The organism is Mesorhizobium sp. 128a (assembly GCF_053848025.1).
This window is the reverse complement of the sequence record NZ_JBSPKY010000016.1, coordinates 96,829-115,396: the sequence shown is the minus strand read 5'-3', so window position 1 is coordinate 115,396 and position 18,568 is coordinate 96,829. Positions and strand designations below refer to the sequence as shown.

Annotated in this window: 17 protein-coding genes; 5 read left to right on the top strand and 12 right to left on the bottom strand. The window is 64.1% G+C overall.

What is annotated here, in order from left to right:
• Position 1 precedes the first annotated feature (1 nt).
• The 3 genes from ACWTU9_RS24475 to ACWTU9_RS24465 all read left to right on the top strand — a co-directional run bounded on the left by ACWTU9_RS24475 (position 2) and on the right by ACWTU9_RS24465 (position 2,681).
• Entirely contained in the window at positions 2–643 is a 642-nt protein-coding gene (locus ACWTU9_RS24475; RefSeq protein ID WP_454589533.1) for a 2-dehydro-3-deoxy-6-phosphogalactonate aldolase, read from the top strand.
• Positions 643–1,518, top strand: a complete 876-nt coding sequence (locus ACWTU9_RS24470; RefSeq protein ID WP_455860529.1) for an SMP-30/gluconolactonase/LRE family protein — start codon at positions 643–645, stop codon at positions 1,516–1,518. Before ACWTU9_RS24475 ends, ACWTU9_RS24470 begins: the two co-directional genes overlap by 1 nt.
• Positions 1,519–1,619: 101 nt before the next feature.
• Positions 1,620–2,681 (top strand): D-alanine:D-lactate ligase-like protein, encoded by a 1,062-nt coding sequence (locus ACWTU9_RS24465; RefSeq protein WP_455860528.1) that lies wholly within the window; start codon positions 1,620–1,622, stop codon positions 2,679–2,681.
• Positions 2,682–2,751: 70 nt separating this feature from the next.
• On the opposite strand, the gene ACWTU9_RS24460 is transcribed toward ACWTU9_RS24465, so the two are convergent.
• From ACWTU9_RS24460 to dnaK, 6 genes are all read right to left on the bottom strand, one after another.
• Positions 2,752–3,039, bottom strand: coding sequence for a DUF1330 domain-containing protein (locus ACWTU9_RS24460; protein WP_455860527.1), 288 nt, complete (start codon positions 3,037–3,039; stop codon positions 2,752–2,754).
• A 71-nt stretch (positions 3,040–3,110) separates the two neighbouring features.
• A complete protein-coding gene (pyrF, locus tag ACWTU9_RS24455; RefSeq protein WP_455860526.1) occupies positions 3,111–3,830 on the bottom strand; it encodes an orotidine-5'-phosphate decarboxylase in 720 nt (239 codons plus the stop codon).
• The gene (locus tag ACWTU9_RS24450; protein ID WP_455860525.1) at positions 3,827–4,423 is read right to left on the bottom strand and encodes an NADPH-dependent FMN reductase; all 597 of its coding nucleotides are present in this window, start codon (positions 4,421–4,423) and stop codon (positions 3,827–3,829) included. The genes pyrF and ACWTU9_RS24450 overlap by 4 nt, the downstream gene beginning before the upstream one ends.
• A 45-nt stretch (positions 4,424–4,468) precedes the next feature.
• Entirely contained in the window at positions 4,469–5,074 is a 606-nt protein-coding gene (gene pmtA / locus ACWTU9_RS24445) for a phospholipid N-methyltransferase PmtA (RefSeq protein WP_454575447.1), read from the bottom strand.
• Positions 5,075–5,291: 217 nt separating this feature from the next.
• Positions 5,292–6,419 (bottom strand): molecular chaperone DnaJ, encoded by a 1,128-nt coding sequence (gene dnaJ / locus ACWTU9_RS24440; protein WP_454575446.1) that lies wholly within the window; start codon positions 6,417–6,419, stop codon positions 5,292–5,294.
• 223 nt (positions 6,420–6,642) lie between these two features.
• Positions 6,643–8,559: a molecular chaperone DnaK gene (gene dnaK / locus ACWTU9_RS24435; RefSeq protein WP_454575445.1), complete on the bottom strand. Its 1,917-nt coding sequence runs from the start codon at positions 8,557–8,559 to the stop codon at positions 6,643–6,645.
• Positions 8,560–8,847: 288 nt separating this feature from the next.
• Between dnaK and ACWTU9_RS24430 the strand changes: the two genes are divergently transcribed.
• Together ACWTU9_RS24430 and ACWTU9_RS24425 are read left to right on the top strand one after the other, a co-directional pair.
• Positions 8,848–9,840, top strand: a complete 993-nt coding sequence (locus ACWTU9_RS24430) for a Bug family tripartite tricarboxylate transporter substrate binding protein (RefSeq protein WP_455860524.1) — start codon at positions 8,848–8,850, stop codon at positions 9,838–9,840.
• Positions 9,841–9,847: 7 nt separating this feature from the next.
• The gene (locus ACWTU9_RS24425) at positions 9,848–11,818 is read left to right on the top strand and encodes a tripartite tricarboxylate transporter permease (RefSeq protein WP_455860523.1); all 1,971 of its coding nucleotides are present in this window, start codon (positions 9,848–9,850) and stop codon (positions 11,816–11,818) included.
• Positions 11,819–11,880: 62 nt separating this feature from the next.
• Here ACWTU9_RS24425 and ACWTU9_RS24420 read toward each other — a convergent pair whose 3' ends face one another.
• From ACWTU9_RS24420 to ACWTU9_RS24395, 6 genes are all read right to left on the bottom strand, one after another.
• Positions 11,881–13,353, bottom strand: coding sequence for a class I adenylate-forming enzyme family protein (locus ACWTU9_RS24420; RefSeq protein WP_455860522.1), 1,473 nt, complete (start codon positions 13,351–13,353; stop codon positions 11,881–11,883).
• A complete protein-coding gene (locus ACWTU9_RS24415; RefSeq protein WP_455860521.1) occupies positions 13,354–14,406 on the bottom strand; it encodes a thioesterase domain-containing protein in 1,053 nt (350 codons plus the stop codon).
• Positions 14,407–14,508: 102 nt separating this feature from the next.
• On the bottom strand, positions 14,509–15,324 hold the full coding sequence (locus ACWTU9_RS24410) for an inositol monophosphatase family protein (protein WP_455860520.1): 816 nt from the start codon (positions 15,322–15,324) through the stop codon (positions 14,509–14,511).
• Positions 15,325–15,397: 73 nt separating this feature from the next.
• Entirely contained in the window at positions 15,398–16,396 is a 999-nt protein-coding gene (locus tag ACWTU9_RS24405) for an LLM class flavin-dependent oxidoreductase (RefSeq protein WP_455860519.1), read from the bottom strand.
• A gap of 5 nt (positions 16,397–16,401) precedes the next feature.
• Positions 16,402–17,229, bottom strand: coding sequence for an arylamine N-acetyltransferase family protein (locus ACWTU9_RS24400; protein WP_455860518.1), 828 nt, complete (start codon positions 17,227–17,229; stop codon positions 16,402–16,404).
• A 94-nt stretch (positions 17,230–17,323) separates the two neighbouring features.
• Entirely contained in the window at positions 17,324–18,490 is a 1,167-nt protein-coding gene (locus tag ACWTU9_RS24395; protein ID WP_455860517.1) for an AI-2E family transporter, read from the bottom strand.
• Between the last annotated feature and the right edge of the window lie 78 nt (positions 18,491–18,568).

Genomic DNA, 18,568 nt, shown 5'->3' with positions numbered 1-18,568 from the left:
CGTGACCCAGACCGCACCTTTCCCGAAGCTCAAGCGTGGTCTCGTCGCCATTCTGCGTGGTCTGAAGCCTGGCGAGGCTGTCTCCATCGGCCAGGCGCTGTTCGATGCCGGCATCGAAGCCATCGAGGTGCCGCTCAATTCGCCGGAGCCGTTTGTGTCGATCGCCAGCATTGTCGCGGCATTGCCCAAAACGGCGCTGGTCGGCGCCGGCACGGTGCTGACGGCGGCCGATGTCGACGCCTTGGCAAAGGCCGGCGGCAGACTGCTGGTCAGCCCCAACATCGATGCCGAGGTCATGGCCCGCGCCATGCACCATGGCATGGTGACGATGCCCGGTGTGTTCACGCCCACCGAAGCTTTTCTGGCGATACGGCTTGGCGCCTCGGCGCTGAAATTCTTCCCGGCAAGCGTGCTTGGGGCCGGCGGCATTTCGGCGACGCGCGCCGTGCTGCCGAGCGACACCGTGGTAGGCGCCGTCGGCGGCGTTTCGGACAAGGACTTTGCCGGCTACAAGTCGGCCGGGGTGACCGCGTTCGGCCTCGGCTCAAGCCTCTTCAAGCCGGGCATGAGCGTTGACGAGGTGGCCACGCGCGCCCGGGCGGCGGTGACGGCCTGGGATGCGGCCTTCGGCGGAGAGGCGTGATGGAAAACGTTTCGGTTTTCTCGAGCCATGTCTGCGAACTCGGCGAAGGTCCGAGCTACGATCCTGCCACCGATACGCTGTTCTGGTTCGACATCGTCAACGGCCTGTTGTTGGAGCAGGGCGTTGCTTCCGGCGTGCTGAAAGTCCACGAGCTCGGCCAAATGGCCAGCGCCATCGCCATCATCGACGACGAGCGGCAGCTGATCGCCACCGAGACCGGCCTGCATGTCCGCGATATCTCGACCGGCAAGCTGACATTGCATACGCCGATCGAGGCCGACAACGCGCTGACGCGCTCCAACGATTCGCGCGTTCATCCCTGCGGCGCCTTCTGGGTCGGCACCATGGGCAAGGGTGAGGAGAAGGGCGCCGGCTCTATCTACTGGTTCTTCAAGGGCGAGCTGCGCACGCTTTACGCCGGCATCACCGTGTCGAACTCCATCTGTTTTTCCGAAGATGGGACGATCGCCTATTACACCGACACCGCGACCGGCCTGTTGATGCGCGTCGCCTGCGATCCGGCGACGGGCCTGCCTGCCGGCGAGTCCAAAGTGTTCGTCGACCACCGTTCATCCAAGGGCTATGTCGACGGCTCGGTCGTCGACCGCGACGGCGTGCTGTGGAATGCCGTCTGGGGCGGCAAGGCGGTCAAGGCCTATGCGCCTGACGGCACGCTGCTGCGTGAAATTGCGATGCCGGCGGGGCAGTCCTCGTGCCCGGCCTTTGTCGGCGCCAAGGCTGACCGGCTGGCGGTGACCTCGGCCTGGAAGGGCAAGGACGACAAGCAACGCAAGCTCGATCCGCAGGCAGGCATGACCTTTCTGCTCGACATCCCCGTCAACGGCCGCTTCGAGCCGCGCGTGCTGATCGCCTGACGGCTCGGGTTGTCGCGCAGGCGTCCGGCGCTGGTCGGTTTCGCGCAAGCTGATTGCGCTGGCCATGCGATGGTGGAAGCGTCACCGGGAAGTCCTGATCCATGCCAAGCCCGACCTTGTTCCTCGTCCACGAGCCGGAAAAGGCCTGTCTCGACCGGCTGGTCGCCGACGGCTTTCCGGCCGAACGTGCGCTCGAAATCTCTTCCTATTTGGCGCAATCGACCGATCTCGCCCCGGAATTCGATGACCTCGCCGCTGCTTGCGCACGGCGCGGCCTCACCTTCATGCCCGTTGAGCTCGACGATGCGGCAGCGGCGCTGGCGAAGGCCGACCCGCAAACCACGCTGGTGTGGACGCTGACCGATGGCATTGCCTATTTCCGTGGTGCCGCGGCGCCCGCGCTCGCCAGGCTGAACGGGCTCAGAACCATCGGCGCCGACGATGCGCTGTTCGCGCTCTGCCAGGACAAGTTCCGTTCCGGTGCCGTGCTCGGAGCGCTCGGCCTGCCGGTGCCGCAGGCGGGTCTCGCCCGCGATGGCCACTGGCTGGCCGAGCCGCCGCCGTCAGCCGCCGGCTGGTTCGTCAAGCCGAACCGACTCGGCTCCAAGGTCGGCATCTGGCCGGACTCGCACTGCCAGGACCTGCCCCATGCGCTGGAACTTAGTCGGCGTGTCTATGCGGCCTACCGTGACGATGTCGTCGTCCAGCCCTATGTCGCCGGCCGAAATGTGCGCGCCAGTTTTCTCGGGCTTAAACCGGACATTGGAGCGGAGGCGCTTGGCATTTCCTTTGTCGATTCCGGCGGCGATTTCCAGACCATGGCCGACTCGATGGCGCTTTACGGCGACACCGGCGAGGCCGCCAAGGCGGCCGGTCTCTACAGCGAGCCGGTGCTGGAGCCGGTCGCCGACAACCAGCCCGGCGCCGCCGCAACCATCCGCCGCATTACCGAGCGGCTGGTCAGCGGGCTTGGCCTGCGCGATGTGTTCTCCATCGATTTCAGGGTCGAGGCCGACGATCACGTCCACCTCATCGAGTTCGAGGTCTGCCCCGGCCTGCCCTGCTTCGATTTCCGCGCCTATTGTCGGCAGCAATGGGGCATGACGCTGGCCGATGCGATGGCCGAGACAGCGGCGAATCGGCTGGTCGGCAAGACCGGTTGAACAGGGTCGCCTGGATCGCCGTCATCGGCTTGGCCTTAATCGTCTCTGTTCCACCTCTGGTCTTCGCGCGTCAGATCCCTTCGACGAGTACGATTTCGCCGTCGGCCACTTTCTGGCGGATGGCGACGGCGCGCTGGTATTCCGGCGAGTGGTAGCAATCATGCGCCACGCCAAGCGATTCGAATTCGATGATGACGTTGCGGGCGCGGCCGGGGCCTTCGGCCTTTTCATGCTCGCCGCCGCGCGCCAGGAATTTGGCGCCGAAGCGGTCGAAGGCCAGCTTCGACGCCGCGACATAGTCCTTGTAGCCTTCGGCGTCGCGCACATCGACGCGGGCGATCCAGTATCCCTTGGGCATCTGTTTTCTCCTCGCTTCTTTCTTTGACGCAATCCCGGACGGGAAAACCACACACTTTTCTTGGAATTGCTTTATGCCGAGCGCATCTCTTCCAGTATGGCCTCCGCCGCCGCGCGCCTGTCGCTCGCCGCGACGATCGGCCGGCCGACGACGAGATGGCTGGAGCCGTTGCGGATTGCCTGGCCGGGCGTCACCACGCGCTTCTGGTCGCCATGGTCGCTGCCCTTGGGCCGGATGCCGGGCGTCACCACCGCCAGGTCGGGTCCGACGATGCGGCGCACCGCTTCCGCCTCCTCGGCTGAGCAGACGACGCCGCCCATGCCGGCATGCAGCGCCTGTTCGGCACGCCTCAGCACCAGCGTGTGCGGGTCGTATTCATAGCCGGCGTCGATCACATCCTGCTCGTCCATCGAGGTCAGCACGCTGACCGCCAGCAGGCAGAGATCGCTGCCCTTGGCGGCCTCCACTGCTGCCTTCATCGCCTTGGGATAGGCGTGGATGGTGAGCATGGTCATGCCCATGCGCACGATGTTCTCGACACCCTTGGCCACCGTGTGGTCGATGTCGAGCAGCTTCATGTCGAGAAAGATCTTGGTCCCGCCGCTGGCCAGTTCCCTGGCAAAGTCGAGCCCGCCGGCGAAGGCCAGCTGATAGCCGATCTTGTAGAAGGAGACGACGCCGTCGAGCGCGCGCACCGCCTCTTCGGCCTCCTTCACCGTCGGCACGTCGAGCCCGACGATCAGCCGCTCCTGGATGGATTGGGCCCGCCTGGCCTCCTGCGCGCGGATCATGCCCCGATCCGGGTCGACAGCATACGCGCCGTTTCGATCAGCGTGCGGCATAGGTGCTCCATCGATTTGTTCAGTCTCTCGTCTTGGAAATTACCGTCACTGTCGAAGGCATTGCCGCCTTCGGGCACCGAGCACTCCGGCGTCACCACCTCCATCTGGCAGCGCACCAGCACGGAGCGCAGATGGTTGATGCAGCGTATCCCGGCGAAATGTCCGTTGGAAGACGAGCACAGGCCCGCGACCTTGCCGGCAAGCGGCCTGACCGACCGGCCGCCATCCGCGCGCACCCGGCTCACCCAGTCGATCGTGTTCTTGACCAGCGGCGGGATGGAGCCGTTATATTCGGGCGTCGCGATCAGCAGCCCGTCATGGGCGGCGATCAGCCGGCCGAGCTTCACGGCGTTCTCGGGAACGCCCTTTTCCTTTTCCAGGTCCTGGTCGAGGATCGGCAGCGGATAGTCGGCGAGCGAAATGCGGGTCACCTCGGCTCCCAGCATGGCCAGTTCCTTCTGCGCCACATCGGCGGTCTTGCCGCTGTAGGCGCCGCTGCGCAGCGAGCCGGCGAAGACGAGGATTCTTGGGACTACTGCCATTGGCCACCCTTGCACCCGGACAGGTACAGCCAGTGGCAGCCCAAATCAATGCGCTTCGCGTCGGTAGATCCACAGCTGCGTTGGCGGGATGTTGCGAATGATGAAATCGAAATGCTTGACCGTGTAGTTGCCGCGGCCGGGCGGGATCGGCGACAGCGGCCCGTAGGTCAGCTGTACGATCGGCCGCCCCACCGGGATGCGGTCGAGCAGGCTTTCGATATAGGCGATGCGCTGGGCAACCGGGAAATTGAGCAGCGGCACGCCGGAGACGACGGAATCGAACACCATCCCGCTCTTCTCGCCAAGCGTGGCGTTGAGATTGAAGGCGTCGCCCTCGATGACGTTGACGCCGGGATAGAGCTGCCGCAGGTGGCGCACGAAATCGGTGGAATATTCGACCGCGTAGAGGTTTTCGGGCTTCACGCCCAAGGCGAGAATTTGGCGGGTGATGACGCCTGTGCCGGGGCCGACCTCGAGCACCGGCAGGCCGGACTTCGGATTGACGATGGAAGCCATCTTGCGGGCGGTGATGGAACTTGTCGGCACGATCGATCCGACGGTCTTCGGCTTGTCGATCCAGCCTTTGAAGAATTTGAGTTCGTCGTCGAACTTTTCCGCCAGCGCTTTCCGCAATCCCGGACCACGTGCCATGCAAGTTCTCCTCAACCACCCCCTGCACGCTACTTAGCAGCTAACAGGTCCAAGGCAAGGCGCGATCTGGCATAAGATGTTGATGACGTTCGGGAAGCGCCAAACGCAAGTCGCCCAAAAGTGCGCAGCGGTTTTGAGATAGCGACTTGCGTCGTCAAGAACCAAGTGGCCCAAAAGTGACCGCGGTTTCGGGATAACGACTTGCGTCAGGAAAATATCAGCGCTCGCCGAATGACTCGAAAAAGTCCTTCATGCGGGCGAAAAAGCCGCTCGACTGGGGCGAATTGTCTTTTGAGGACAGCTGTTCGAACTCTTCCAGCAGCTCGCGCTGGCGCCGCGACAGGTTCTGCGGCGTCTCGACCGCGGTCTGGATATAGAGGTCGCCGACATTGGGCTGGCGCAGCACCGGCATCCCCTTGCCCTTGAGGCGGAACTGGCGGCCGTTCTGGGTGCCCTCGGTCACTTTCACCTTGGTCTGGCTGCCGTCCAGCGTGGTCACCTCGAAGGAGCCGCCAAGGGCGGCCGTTGTCATCGAGATCGGCACCTTGCAGTAGAGGTCGGCGCCATCGCGCTGGAAGAATTCATGCGGTTTGACCGCCAGAAAAATATAGAGGTCGCCTGACGGGCCGCCGCGCAAGCCGGCCTCGCCCTCATTGGCAAGCCGGATCCGGGTGCCGTCCTCGATGCCGGCCGGGATGTTGACCGACAGCGAGCGTTCTTCGGTGACGCGGCCCTGGCCGGCGCATTTCGGGCACGGGTCCTTGATAGTCTGGCCGCGGCCCTGGCATTGCGGGCAGGTGCGCTCGATCGAGAAGAAGCCTTGCGTGGCGCGGACCTTGCCGTGGCCATGGCACATCGAGCAGGTCACCGGCTGGGTACCGGGCTTGGCGCCGGTCCCGGAGCATTCCGTGCATGAGATCGAGGCCGGCACGCGGATCTGCGCGGTCTTGCCGGTAAAGGCCTCTTCAAGAGAAATTTCCATGTTGTAGCGCAGATCGGCGCCGCGCTCGCGACCGCCCGACGAACGGCGCTGCCGCCCGCCCATCATGTCGCCGAATATGTCTTCGAAAATGTCGGCGAAACCACCGGCGCCGAAGCCGTGCGCGCCGCCATTCATGCCCTGTTCGAAGGCGGCATGACCGAAACGGTCATAGGCCGCGCGCTTCTGCGGGTCCTTCAGCGTCTCGTAGGCTTCGTTGATTTCCTTGAACTTGTGCTCGCAGGCATGGTCGCCTGGATTGCGGTCGGGATGGAACTGCATGGCGAGCTTGCGGAAAGCGCTCTTGAGCTCCTTCTCGTCGGCGCCCTTTTGTACGCCCAGCGTCTCGTAGAAATCAGCTTTCATCTTTTCCCGCAGTCCGGATGCTCAACGTCTTGATGCATGTTGCGTCGTTTGCCGGCACGTTGCCTCGATTTAGGAGCGGTGCTGCCCGGATGCTAGGGGCCGGCGCGGACTTGTTCGTGTTTTTCGGCGACTTTTTCGGCAGGACCCGCACTTTTTTCAGCGAGGGTTGCAAAAAAGCCCGGCTTTGCGCCGGGCTTTCAGCTTTATCTTGCCGTCAACCGGTTCAGGCCGACTTCTTCTTGTCGTCGTCTTCGTCGATTTCTTCGAAATCGGCGTCGACCACGTCGCTATCCTTGGCGGCGTCCGCCTTGGCGTCGGCTTCCGCTGCTTCCTTCTGCGAGGCCTCGTACATGGCCTGGCCGAGCTTCATCGAAGCTTCGGCAAGCGCCTGCGACTTGGCCTCGATGTCGGCGGCGTCATCGCCTTCGGCAGCAGCCTTCAGCGCCGCGATCGCATCCGATATCGCCGTGCGCTCGGTTTCCGAAACCTTGTCGCCATACTCCTTCAGCGACTTCTCCGAGGAATGCACCAGCGCCTCGGCCTGGTTGCGGGCCTCGACCACGGCGCGACGCTTCTTGTCGGCGTCGGCATTGGCCTCGGCGTCCTTGACCATCTTCTCGATGTCGGCGTCCGAAAGACCACCCGAAGCCTGGATGCGGATCTGGTGCTCCTTGCCGGTGCCCTTGTCCTTGGCCGAGACGTTGACGATGCCGTTGGCGTCGATGTCGAAGGTGACCTCGATCTGCGGCACGCCGCGCGGGGCCGGCGGAATGCCGACCAGGTCGAACTGGCCGAGCGCCTTGTTGTCGGCGGCCATTTCGCGCTCGCCCTGGAAGACGCGGATGGTCACGGCCGACTGGCTGTCCTCGGCGGTCGAGAACACCTGGCTCTTCTTGGTCGGGATCGTGGTGTTGCGCTCGATCAGGCGGGTGAACACGCCGCCCAGCGTCTCGATGCCGAGCGAAAGTGGCGTCACGTCGAGAAGCAGCACGTCCTTGACGTCGCCCTGCAGCACGCCGGCCTGGATGGCGGCGCCGAGAGCGACGACCTCATCCGGGTTGACGCCCTTGTGCGGCTCCTTGCCGAAGAACTGCTTCACGATTTCCTGGATCTTGGGCATGCGGGTCATGCCGCCGACCAGGACCACCTCGTCGATCTCGCCAGCCTTCAGGCCGGCATCCTTGAGCGCCGCCTTGCAGGGGTCGATGGTCCGCTGGACGAGGTCGTCAACCAGCTGCTCGAACTTGGCGCGCGTCAGCTTCAGCGTCAGGTGCTTCGGGCCGGTCGCGTCGGCGGTGATGAAGGGCAGATTGATTTCGGTCTGCGTCGTCGACGACAGCTCGATCTTGGCCTTTTCAGCCGCCTCCTTGAGGCGCTGCAAAGCGAGCTTGTCGTTCTTCAGGTCGATGCCCTGTTCCTTCTTGAACTCGGCCGCCAGGTACTCGACCAGGCGCATGTCGAAATCCTCGCCGCCGAGGAAGGTGTCGCCATTGGTCGACTTGACCTCGAAAACGCCGTCGCCGATTTCGAGCACCGAAATGTCGAACGTGCCGCCGCCAAGGTCATAGACGGCAATGGTCTTGCCATCCTTCTTGTCGAGGCCGTAGGCGAGCGCGGCTGCCGTCGGCTCGTTGATGATGCGCAGCACTTCGAGGCCTGCGATCTTGCCGGCATCCTTGGTGGCCTGGCGCTGGGCGTCGTTGAAATAGGCCGGAACGGTGATGACCGCCTTCTCGACCTTCTCGCCGAGATAGGCTTCCGCCGTTTCCTTCATCTTCTGCAGGATCATGGCCGAGATCTGGCTGGGCGACTGCTTCTTGCCGCCGGCCTCGACCCAGGCATCGCCATTGTCGCCCTTGACGATCTTGTAGGGGACAAGCTTCTTGTCCTTCTCCGTCACCGGATCGTCATAGCGGCGGCCGATCAGGCGCTTGACCGCGAAGATGGTGTTTTCTGGATTGGTGACCGCCTGGCGCTTGGCCGGCTGGCCGACGAGACGTTCGCCGTCGCCACTGATGGCGACGATGGAAGGCGTCGTGCGCGCGCCTTCCGCATTCTCAATCACCTTGGGTTCCTTGCCATCCATGATGGCGATGCAGGAGTTGGTGGTGCCGAGATCGATACCGATTACTTTTGCCATTTTTCTAGTCTCTCCGCTAAGCAGGCTCTCAGGACCCGTAAGGCGTTCCGACGAAAGCCCCTGTTCACAAGAAATCCCGTTTGGCGACCGGTGTTCCGCCGCCGCAGGGCTGGCGCGTATATAAGAACAGGCGGCATCGGGCGCAAGCATTCTGCGCATGGCGTCCACTATGCGCCAAATCGACCCCTTATAGGGGCGGAAGCGGCCGAGCGGACAGCATTGTGGACGAAAAGGCCGCTTCTCATCGTTTTTGCCGCGGCTATAGTGCCATATCGTTTGGGGACCTGGATGATGCGTTGGATTTTTGGGCGATTGCTCGCTCTTTTTGCCGTTGCCAGCCTCGCATGGGCAGCTTGCCCGCCGGCGCAGGCAGTCGAATTCAAGACCATCACCATCAAGGTCGGGTATGGCGCAGGCGGCGGCTACGACCAGACATCCAGGCTGATTGCCCGTCATCTCGGCCGGTTTCTGCCCGGAAATCCCAGCATCATCGTGCAGAATGTGCCGGGTGGCGGCAGTCTCAAGCTCACCAAGATGCTTGTCGGCAGCGAACCGGCCGACGGCAGCGTTATCGGCTCGGTCAGCGAAGCGATGTTCTACGCCCCGATCCTTGATCCCGAGAATGCCAGTTTCGACCCGCTCGCCCTGCAGTGGATCGGTTCGCTGGTCGACGACCCGGCCTATTGCCTGACCAGCAAGCAATCCGGCATCGACACGATGGAAAAGTTCCTGCAGGCGGATTTCCTGATCGGCGCGACAGGCAAGAACAGCACCACCTACATCTTCGCCGCACTGGCCAAGAATGGCATGAAGGCCAGATACAAGATCGTCACCGGCTTCGACGGCACCGCCGACATCGAACTGGCCATGCAGCGCGGCGAGATCGCCGGCATGTGCGGGGTATCGAGCTCCCTGCTCAGGAATGATCGCGCCGCGATCAATATCATCGGCACCTTCGGGCAGGGCGGTTTCGGCGCGACGCCGAGCATTTCGGCAACCATCGCCGACCCGACGGCACGTCAGGCGGCCGATCTCATCGAATCGGCGCTCCACATTCACCATCCGCTCGTCGCCCCGCCCGGCGTGCCGAAAGAGACCGTCGACGCGCTGCGCAAGGCCTATTCCGCGATGGTCGTGGACGCCGATTTTCTCGCCGATGCCACGAAGCTTGGCGACCTCACCCTCAACCCGACATCCGGCGAAGCGATCAGCCAGTTGGTCGCGCAACAGCTGAAAGCCGCGCCTGCGGTCTTCGCCGCTGCCCGGGAACTCGTGAAATAGGCCTCCAGTGGATCTGATCCTTGTCGCCATTGCGGAGATGGCGCAGCCATTCCGCATGCTCATGCTGGTTACCGGCGTGTTCGCCGGCCTCGTTGTCGGTGTCGTGCCGGGCATTGGCGGCCTGTTCGCCATGGCCCTGCTGATCCCGATGACCTACAATATGGACCCCTATTCCGCCTTCGCGCTGTTGCTCGGCATGGGCTCTGTCACCACCACATCGGACACCATTCCGGCGATCCTGTTCGGCGTTCCGGGCACGGTTGGTGCCGCGGCGACCGTGCTCGACGGCCACGCCATGGCCAAGAAGGGCGAAGCGGCGCGGGCCTTCGGCGCCTCCTATTCGGCCTCGATGATCGGCGGCGTGTTCGGCGCGCTGGTGCTGGCCGCGGCAATTCCGGTCATGCGCCCGCTGGTGCTCTACCTGAAGACGCCGGATTTCTTCGCCATTTGCGCCTTCGGCCTTTCGATCGTCGCCATTCTCGCCGGCAGCCAGCCCTTGAAGGGCTTGGCGGCGGCGATGCTCGGCATGCTCGCCTCCTTCATCGGCATCGACAGCATTGCCGGGGTCGAGCGCTGGAGTTTCGGCCAGGTCTACCTCTGGGACGGCTTGCCGATTTCGCTGGTCTTCCTCGGCCTGTTCGGGCTGCCCGAACTTGCCTCGCTGCTGCTGCGCGGCTCCATCCAGGGCAATGCCGAGCGGCCGACCTATGCCGGCATGTGGCAAGGCATCAGGGATACGCTGCGCGAATGGCCATTGGTGCTCCGCTGCAGCGCTATTGGCTCGCTGCTCGGCGCCGCGCCCGGAATCGGCATCGCCGTGCTCGACTGGATCGCCTACGGCCATGCCTCGCGCCGGCCGGGTTCGGGTCCGAAATTCGGCCAGGGCAATGTACGTGGCGTCATTGCACCGGAAAGTGCCAACAACGCCAAGGAAGGCGGCTCCCTCATCCCGACCATCGCCTTCGGCGTGCCGGGATCGGCTTCGATGAGCATCCTGCTCGGCGCCTTTGTCATCCACGGCCTTGTCCCCGGCCCCGACATGCTCGGCAAGAACGCCGCGATCACCGTTTCGATGGTGCTGTCAATCGCCGTCGCCAACATCGTCGGCGCCGTTACCTGCCTGCTGTTGACCAGGCAGCTGGCGCGTATCGCGCAAGTATCGGCAGCGATCCTTGTGCCGCTGGTGGTCACCTTTATCGTCGTCGGCGCTTACCAGACCAATATGAGCGCCTTCGACTTCCTGCTGGTGATGCTGGTCGGCGCGATCGGCATGGCGATGAAGGAGCTCAACTGGCCGCGCTCGGCCTTTTCGCTCGGCTTCGTGCTCGGCCCCAGCCTCGAAAACTACTTCTTCCTCGCCTACCAGATTTCCGGCTGGGCCTGGCTGAAGCAGCCTCTGGTGCTCATCCTGCTCGGCCTCGCCATTGCCGGCGTGGTCAGGCAGACCGTGTCCTGGATCAAGGCCCGCGGTGATGCCGGCGCCTTGCCGCCGGCGCTGCCCGATATCGCTGCCAGTGGCGCATTGACGCTGCTTGGCGCGGCGGCCCTGGTCACCGCACTCCTCGATTTCCCCTTCGAAGCCGCCGTCTTCCCGGCCATCACGGCCGGCCTTCTGACGCTGTTTTCTCTTCTGACAACCATCCAGACCGTGCTGCGCTGGCGAAGGCCAGCCTCTGCCTACAGAGCCGATATGACGTCGGCCGGCGAATGGCAGCCTTCCGATGGGCCGGCGATGAAGGGCAATCTCACCGTGCTTGGCCTCTGCCTGGCGCTCGCCTTTCTGGTCCTGCTGGCGGGCCATCTCGCCGCCACCTTCGTCTTTGTTGCCGGCGGCATCTGGATGCTGGGATCGCGGTCGCCGAAAATGGCGCTGGCTGTTGCCGCGGGCACGACGCTTTGCATTTATGCGGTGTTCGATCTCCTGGCGTCGCAGCCCTGGCCGACGCCCTGGCTGGCCGGTCCTTTCAAACCCTTCTGAGGAACAACCGCCGCTCATGCAGGTGGCGAAGCGGCGAGCCTTAACCTGTTGAAGCAAAAACGCTAAGGTTTGGCGGCGGCCGGCGACAGCGTTTCGACAAGGCGGCGGCGCAGCAGCTTGCCATTGTCGCTGTAGGGCAGCGACGTTACCAGCCTGACCTCGCGCGGCCGCCGGTCGGGCGAGATGTTGGCGCGCAGGAAGGCCTCGAATTCGGCAACACTTCCCTGGTCGGAGACGATGAAGGCGGCGATCTCCTGGCCCATCGTCGCATCGGGAAAGCCGGCGACCGCGACATCCCTGACCTTGGGATGGGCGCGGATCAGCTTTTCCAGTTCCTGCGGCGCGACATTGACGCCGCCGCGCACGATCATATCGGCCTCGCGGTCGACGATGGTCAGGAAGCCGTCCTCGTCGAGGAAGCCGATGTCGCCGGGAATGCCCCAGCCGTCGCCCATCACCTTGGGGTCGACAAACGGCTTGTTGCCGGCCGACACCACCGCCGAAACCATGGTCGACGTCCAGGCCTTGATCAGTCCGCTCTCGCCCTTGCCGAGCACGCGCCCGCCCGCATCGAGAATTTCGACACGCACATCGGCAAACGGACGCCCGGCGGTGCTGGGCTTGGCCAGCACGTCGGCGCCGGACAGCGTGGTGATGCCGCCGGTCAGGCTCGACGCATAATTGATGCGATATCCCGGCGAAAGATTGCGGTAGGCCGCCAGCTTGTCTTCGACGGTTGCCGGTCCGCCGATGCTGAAAAGCACCGCCAGGTCCGGCAGCAACCGGGTCGAGCGTTCGCCCACTTCGCGCACCAGCCGCGTAATCACCGGCGGCGGCAATGCCGATCCGCTGGCCTGGAACGACAGCAGACCCTCGATCAGTTCCGACGGCGTGAACAGCGGCGGAAAGAAGTTGATCGTCCCGCCATGGCGCAGATAGCTGAACACCTGATGGCGCGTCGCCGAATAGGACATCACCATCGGGGTTAGCAGGCGCATGACCGTCCCGTTCAGCCCACGCCGGTGCGACGTGGCGCGTCCGGCAAGCGCCTCATGCGATTGCAGATAGCCTTTTGGGTCACCGGTCGTGCCCGACGAGAACATCAGGAAGGCCGGGTTGGTGTCGTCGCCAACTGGACCGGCATACGGCACGGGCGAGGCGTGCTTCCAATCCTGCTGGAAAGCGACACCCGGATAGACATCGTCACCGGGTGGGCTGCGGCTTTCGAGGATCAGCGTCAGGACGAAGTCATGCGCAAACTGCGCCCGCTGGCTGCGCGGCGCGCGAAAGTCGGCAATCGAAACTGTGGCGCCGAGCTTCCAGCAGGCCAGGATCGACAGCACCACGTCTATGTTGCCGATCATGGCCAGGCCGACGCGCTCGCCGGAGCGAATACCGAGTGCGCTGAAATTGGCGGCGAGATGGTCGATCTGGATCAGGGCCTGCGCATAGGTGATCTGGTCGCGGCCACTGACCATTGCAACGCGGTCGCCATGGCCGGCGAAGGCGGCCAGTACGTCGCGGCCAAAACCCATCTAGCGGACCGGCATTGCGGCCGGCGCGCGCCTGGCGTCGAGGAAGGCGATGATGGCGGCGTCGATCGCATCCATGTTGGCGGCGCGGAACTTGTCATGCGTGCCCGGCATGACGACCGTCTCCACCCGCGTGTTCTCGCTCGCCCAGTCTTTGTACTGCTCGACCGTGGTGGCGCTCCATTCCGAGCTTGCGATGACCAGCATGTCGCACGGGTAGGACGACGGTGAAAAACCCGCAGCAGCGCGCACCAGCATGCTCTTGAAGGCTTTCTGCCTGGTGTGGCGCCCGAGCCTGGACTGCCCAAGCCCGACCGCCGCCAGGCCATCGCGCAACAGCCGCCAGTAGACGACCTTGCGGGTGATTTGGCGGCGCCTTTGCACGGTCATGCGGTTGTCCGCCATCGGCTTCAGCCAGGCCGAACCCAGCGGCGGCGGGTCGATCAGAAGCAAAGCCGGCCGCTGGCCGGTCGCCTCGAAGGTCAGCCGCCCGACTTCGATCGCCAGCAGCCCGCCAAGGCAGATGCCGCCGATGACGCGTGGGTGCTGGCCGGTGGCCGAGCTCAGCCCGTCGAAATAATTGGCGCCGATCTCTTCGACGCTGTCATACGGCGTCTCGCCGGGCTCAAGTCCCATGCCGCGCACAGCGATGACGGAATAGCGCTGCTTCAGCACCTTGCCGAAACGGTTGGCAAACAGCGCCGAACCGGAAATGCCATGGATCATGGCGATCGGCTCCTGGCCGTGGCTGCCGGAAACCTGCACCGCCAGCCGCCGCGCTGGATGCTCGGGCAGCTGTGCGGCAATCAGCCTGCCGAGTTCGCGCGGCGTCGGCGCTTCGAGCAGCACCGAGGTCTGCAGCTTCACGCCGAACCGGCTTTGCACCCCAAGAACAAGGGTTTCGGCGGCCAGCGAATCGCCGCCGAGATCAAAGAAATTGTCATCGAGGCCGACCGCGGCCAGCTGCAGCTCTTGCGCAAAGATGCCGGCGATCGCCTGCGCCGGCCCGCTGCCCAGCGCGGTTCGGTCTGCCCGGACGGCGTTATGCATGTTCATCGGTAAGCCCTTGAACCGATGGAATTGCCGTTTCCGGCAACAGGGCATCCTCCTGAATGCCTGTCCGCTTTTAACCCACAGCCTATGCGTTGAACAAGTAGCCTAGCCCTGCGTAATACCGGCAGGCGCCCGTCCGAAGGCCTGCGCGCACAGCGCCTGCAGCTTTGGAAAGACACGGCTACCGCCGGCAATCACCTGCGTGCCGTGGCTGAGCACCGTCCTGGGGTCCGGCTTCAGCACCGTGCCGCCGGCCTCTTCCACCAACAGCATGCCGGCCAGGCAGTCCCACGCATTCATGTGCTCCTCGACATAACCGAGCAGCCGCCCGGATGCCGCATAGGCCAGCATCAGCGCGCCCGAAGCATTGCGGAAGAAGACGCCGCCTTCTGCCATGATCAAGCCGACGAGCACCGCGACATGTCTGGTCTCGGCGCGGTTCGACAGCCCGGTCCCGACCGATCCATCGCTCAAGCCGGCCGTGCTGGCCTTGATCGGCCGGCCGTTGACGTAGGCGCCGCCGCCGCGGCGGCCGTGGAAGGTCTCGCCGGTCGACGGCTCGTGGATGACGCCGACGACGGCCTCGCCGTCCTTGGCGCAGGCGATCACCACGCACCAGGCCGGAATGCCACGCACGAAGTTGGCGGTGCCATCGATGGGGTCGATGACCCAGACATGGCCGGTCGATCCGGCTACCGCTTCATGTTCTTCGCCGACGATGCCGTCCTGCGGATAGGCGGCGGCGATCGCGGCGCGGATGAACAGCTCCACCTCGCGGTCGCCATCCGAAACCAGGTCCTGATGGCCCTTGCTCTCGATAGTCAGGTTTTCAAGGTCGCGAAAATATTTCAGCCCGAGCTCGCCGGCGCGGCGCGCCAGATCGATGGCAAAATGCATGCGCTGGTCGAGATCATGGGTCACGGCAGGGCTCTTGGCTGAGGAAGGCGTCTGCCCTTAGCAGACGCGCATCTCAGGCAAAAGCCTCGCGAGCAGCTCACGCCGCCTGCGACAGCGATTTATGCGCCTCGGCCAGGATCTCGAACGAGCGCACGCGGGCTGCATGGTCGAAAATCTGCGCCGTCACCATCAGTTCGTCGGCGCCGGTGCGGCGCACGAAGGCGTCGATGCCTTGCCGGACGGTTTCGGGCGAGCCGACGACGGCGCAGGACAGCGCCTGGCCGAGCATGGATTTCGCCATCGGCTCCAGCGTCTGGTCATAGCCCTCGACTGGCGGCGGCAAACGGCCCGGCCGCCCGGTGCGCAGATTGACGAAGGCCTGCTGCAGCGAGGTGAACAGCAGGTTTGCCTCGGCATCGGAGGGTGCTGCAAAGACGTTGAGGCCGAGCATGACATAGGGCTTGTCCAGCTGTTCCGAGGGCTGGAAGCGCGAGCGGTAGATCTCAAGCGCATGGTCGAGCTCGGCCGGCGCGAAATGCGAGGCAAACGCGTAAGGCAGGCCAAGCATGGCGGCGAGCTGCGCGCCATACAGGCTTGAGCCGAGAATCCAGACCGGCACCTTTTGGCCCTCGCCGGGCACCGCGTGGATGCGTTGGCCCTCTTCGGCCGGCCGGAAATAGCCCATCAGCTCGACGACATCCTGGGGGAAATTATCTGACGCCTCGAGATTGCGGCGCAGTGCGCGCGCCGTGCCCATGTCGGTGCCGGGCGCGCGGCCGAGGCCGAGATCGATGCGGCCGGGGTGCAGTGCCGCCAGCGTGCCGAACTGCTCGGCAATGACGAGCGGCGCATGGTTGGGCAGCATGATGCCGCCGGCGCCGACGCGGATGGTCTTGGTGCCGCCGGCGACATGGGCGATGACGACGGCGGTCGCCGCACTGGCGATGCCCGGCATGTTGTGATGCTCGGCCAACCAGTAGCGCTTGTAGCCCAGACGCTCGGCATGGCGGGCAAGGTCAAGCGAATTGGCCAGCGATTGCGAGGCGTTGCTGCCTTCGACGATCGGCGACAGGTCGAGTACGGAAAGAGCGGTCATGGGCCTCAAGCCTTTACGATGTTCAGCTGCCTGACCTTGGTTTCGAAGGCGGCGCGGTCGGGGATGATGATGTCGAGCTGGCTTTCCAGAATGTCGGCAAATTCGGTGGCCGTCTCGATCTCGCGGTGCTCCGTGCGGCCGCCCAGGTGATGCGTCGACAGGCGGTTGTTGCGCAACGCATAGCGCCGGTCGGGCATGGCCCGCGCCGCAACGACGGAGGACAGGAAGTGCGAACTCGGATTGGTCGACAAATAGTAGTTGGCGACTGCGTAATCGACGTCATAGGCCGGCTGCATGTCGAAGCGGTAGAGTGAGTGCCAGTCGCCGCCGATATTGGCCTGAACCCGGAAATTGTCGGATGTCTCGATGATCCGGAATGCTTCGTGCGGGGTCCGTTGTTCGAGGCCCGGCTCGAGCAACAGCGGCGCAGTCATCGTCAGCCCGCCAAAGCCGACATCGACAATGTAGGTCCGGCCGTCGAGCTCGATCCGCAGCAGCATGTGGCTGCGCGCGGTGATGGCATCGTCGGGCAAGCCCCGCAGAACCCGCGCGGCGAGGCCGCTGACCTCGAAGCCCAGCACCTGCAGCGCATGCATGAAAATCAGATTGTGTTCGAAGCAGTAGCCGCCACGGCGGCGCACGAGAATCTTGTCCTGCAGCGAAGCAGGATCGAGCTTCACCGCGATGCCCAGCAACGGATCCATGTTCTCGAACGGGATGGCTTGCGGGTGGAGGAGGTGCAGCGCCTTCAACGTATCCAGCGACGCATCCCGCGAACCGGCATAGCCGATGCGGTGGAAATAGGCATCGAGGTCGAAGGAGGCATCGGTCATGGCAGGGTCCGGCTTGACCGGCTCGATATAGGCACTCGATCGAAAGACGACAAACAAGACATGACAGGCAGACGCGACGAGCGATGTACTTGTCTTATGTCTTGCCGTTCTCCTCGACCGCTTCGTCCTCCACCACGACCGCCGTCTGCTGTGCGGCAAGGAAATTGCCGACATGGCTGAGACCTTCGAAGTGATCGCAGAACACCTTGACGACGACCAGCAGCGGCACCGCCATCAGCGCACCGACAAAGCCCCACAGCCAGGACCAGAAGGCGATGGCGATGAAGATCGCCACCGCGTTGATCTCCAGCCGCCGGCCGACCACCATCGGCGTCACGAACTGGCCCTCGACAATGTCGCACAACAGCACGAAGGCCGGCGCCAAAAGGGCGTAGGAGATCGAGTCAAAGCTGATCAGCGCGATGACGCTCACCAGCACGATGGTGATCAACGCGCCGACATAGGGCAGGAAATTGAGCAGCGCCGCCATCGTTCCCCAGACCAGCGGGTTGGGCATGCCGAGCCCCCACAGGCCGAGACCGATCACTGTGCCGAGGCCGGTATTGATGACGGCAACGGTGAGCAGATAGTGCGAGATTTCGCGCTCGACGTCATAGACGACGCGCAGCGCCCGCTTCTTTTCGCTGAGCCGGGCGAAGGACTGGATGATCTTTTCATAAAACATCGTGCCGGACGCCAGCAGAAACAGCGACAGCACGAAGATGATGGTGATGCTGGTGGCGGCCGACAGGATGTTGTCCGCGGCCGACGACAGCATGCCGGACTGCGCCACCGCAACCTTCTGCACATCGGCTTCCTGCGAGGTCTGGGTCAGCCCTTCCAGCTCATGCGCAATCTGCATGATCCTCTCGAACGGGCGGCGGAACTGCGCCAACCGCTCGCTCAGCTGCTGGCCGATGGCCGATGTGTTGTTGATGAGGTCAATAACCGGACCACTGAGCAGATAGCCGGCGGTGGCAAAGATACAGACAGAAAGCACCACCAGCAGCGTCGCCGACACCACTTCGGGCACGCCGTGCTTGCGCAGGAAGCGCACGATCGGCGTCAGCGTCAGCGTCAGCAGGAAGGCGAGTATGACCGGCATGAAGAAGGCGCGGGCAAAATAAAGCGCATAGATCGCCATGAACAGGAAGATGCCGATAAGCAGCGTCCGCATCAGGTGCGTATCCGCGCGGGCAACAGCGCGCGGATCTTCGCCGTCGACAGCACCAGCGCCCGAAGCGGCGGGTTCGGCTTTCATAGGGTTCCCTCGCCGGGCAAGCCGCAATTGGCGCAGCCCCTCAACGGAAACGTGCCGGTGGCGTCAAAGTTCCTTTGC

What these genes read in the sequence shown, in the direction of transcription:
- pmtA (WP_454575447.1), bottom strand. Translation starts at nt 5,074, where the DNA reads ATGGCACGTGGTCCGGGATTGCGGAAAGCGCTGGCGGAAAAGTTCGAC.
- ACWTU9_RS24465 (WP_455860528.1), top strand. Translation starts at nt 1,620, where the DNA reads ATGCCAAGCCCGACCTTGTTCCTCGTCCACGAGCCGGAAAAGGCCTGT.
- dnaK (WP_454575445.1), bottom strand. Translation starts at nt 8,559, where the DNA reads ATGGCAAAAGTAATCGGTATCGATCTCGGCACCACCAACTCCTGCATC.
- ACWTU9_RS24420 (WP_455860522.1), bottom strand. Translation starts at nt 13,353, where the DNA reads ATGGGTTTTGGCCGCGACGTACTGGCCGCCTTCGCCGGCCATGGCGAC.
- ACWTU9_RS24430 (WP_455860524.1), top strand. Translation starts at nt 8,848, where the DNA reads ATGATGCGTTGGATTTTTGGGCGATTGCTCGCTCTTTTTGCCGTTGCC.
- ACWTU9_RS24395 (WP_455860517.1), bottom strand. Translation starts at nt 18,490, where the DNA reads ATGAAAGCCGAACCCGCCGCTTCGGGCGCTGGTGCTGTCGACGGCGAA.
- ACWTU9_RS24405 (WP_455860519.1), bottom strand. Translation starts at nt 16,396, where the DNA reads ATGACCGCTCTTTCCGTACTCGACCTGTCGCCGATCGTCGAAGGCAGC.
- ACWTU9_RS24470 (WP_455860529.1), top strand. Translation starts at nt 643, where the DNA reads ATGGAAAACGTTTCGGTTTTCTCGAGCCATGTCTGCGAACTCGGCGAA.
- dnaJ (WP_454575446.1), bottom strand. Translation starts at nt 6,419, where the DNA reads ATGAAAGCTGATTTCTACGAGACGCTGGGCGTACAAAAGGGCGCCGAC.
- ACWTU9_RS24400 (WP_455860518.1), bottom strand. Translation starts at nt 17,229, where the DNA reads ATGACCGATGCCTCCTTCGACCTCGATGCCTATTTCCACCGCATCGGC.
- ACWTU9_RS24450 (WP_455860525.1), bottom strand. Translation starts at nt 4,423, where the DNA reads ATGGCAGTAGTCCCAAGAATCCTCGTCTTCGCCGGCTCGCTGCGCAGC.
- pyrF (WP_455860526.1), bottom strand. Translation starts at nt 3,830, where the DNA reads ATGATCCGCGCGCAGGAGGCCAGGCGGGCCCAATCCATCCAGGAGCGG.
- ACWTU9_RS24460 (WP_455860527.1), bottom strand. Translation starts at nt 3,039, where the DNA reads ATGCCCAAGGGATACTGGATCGCCCGCGTCGATGTGCGCGACGCCGAA.
- ACWTU9_RS24415 (WP_455860521.1), bottom strand. Translation starts at nt 14,406, where the DNA reads ATGAACATGCATAACGCCGTCCGGGCAGACCGAACCGCGCTGGGCAGC.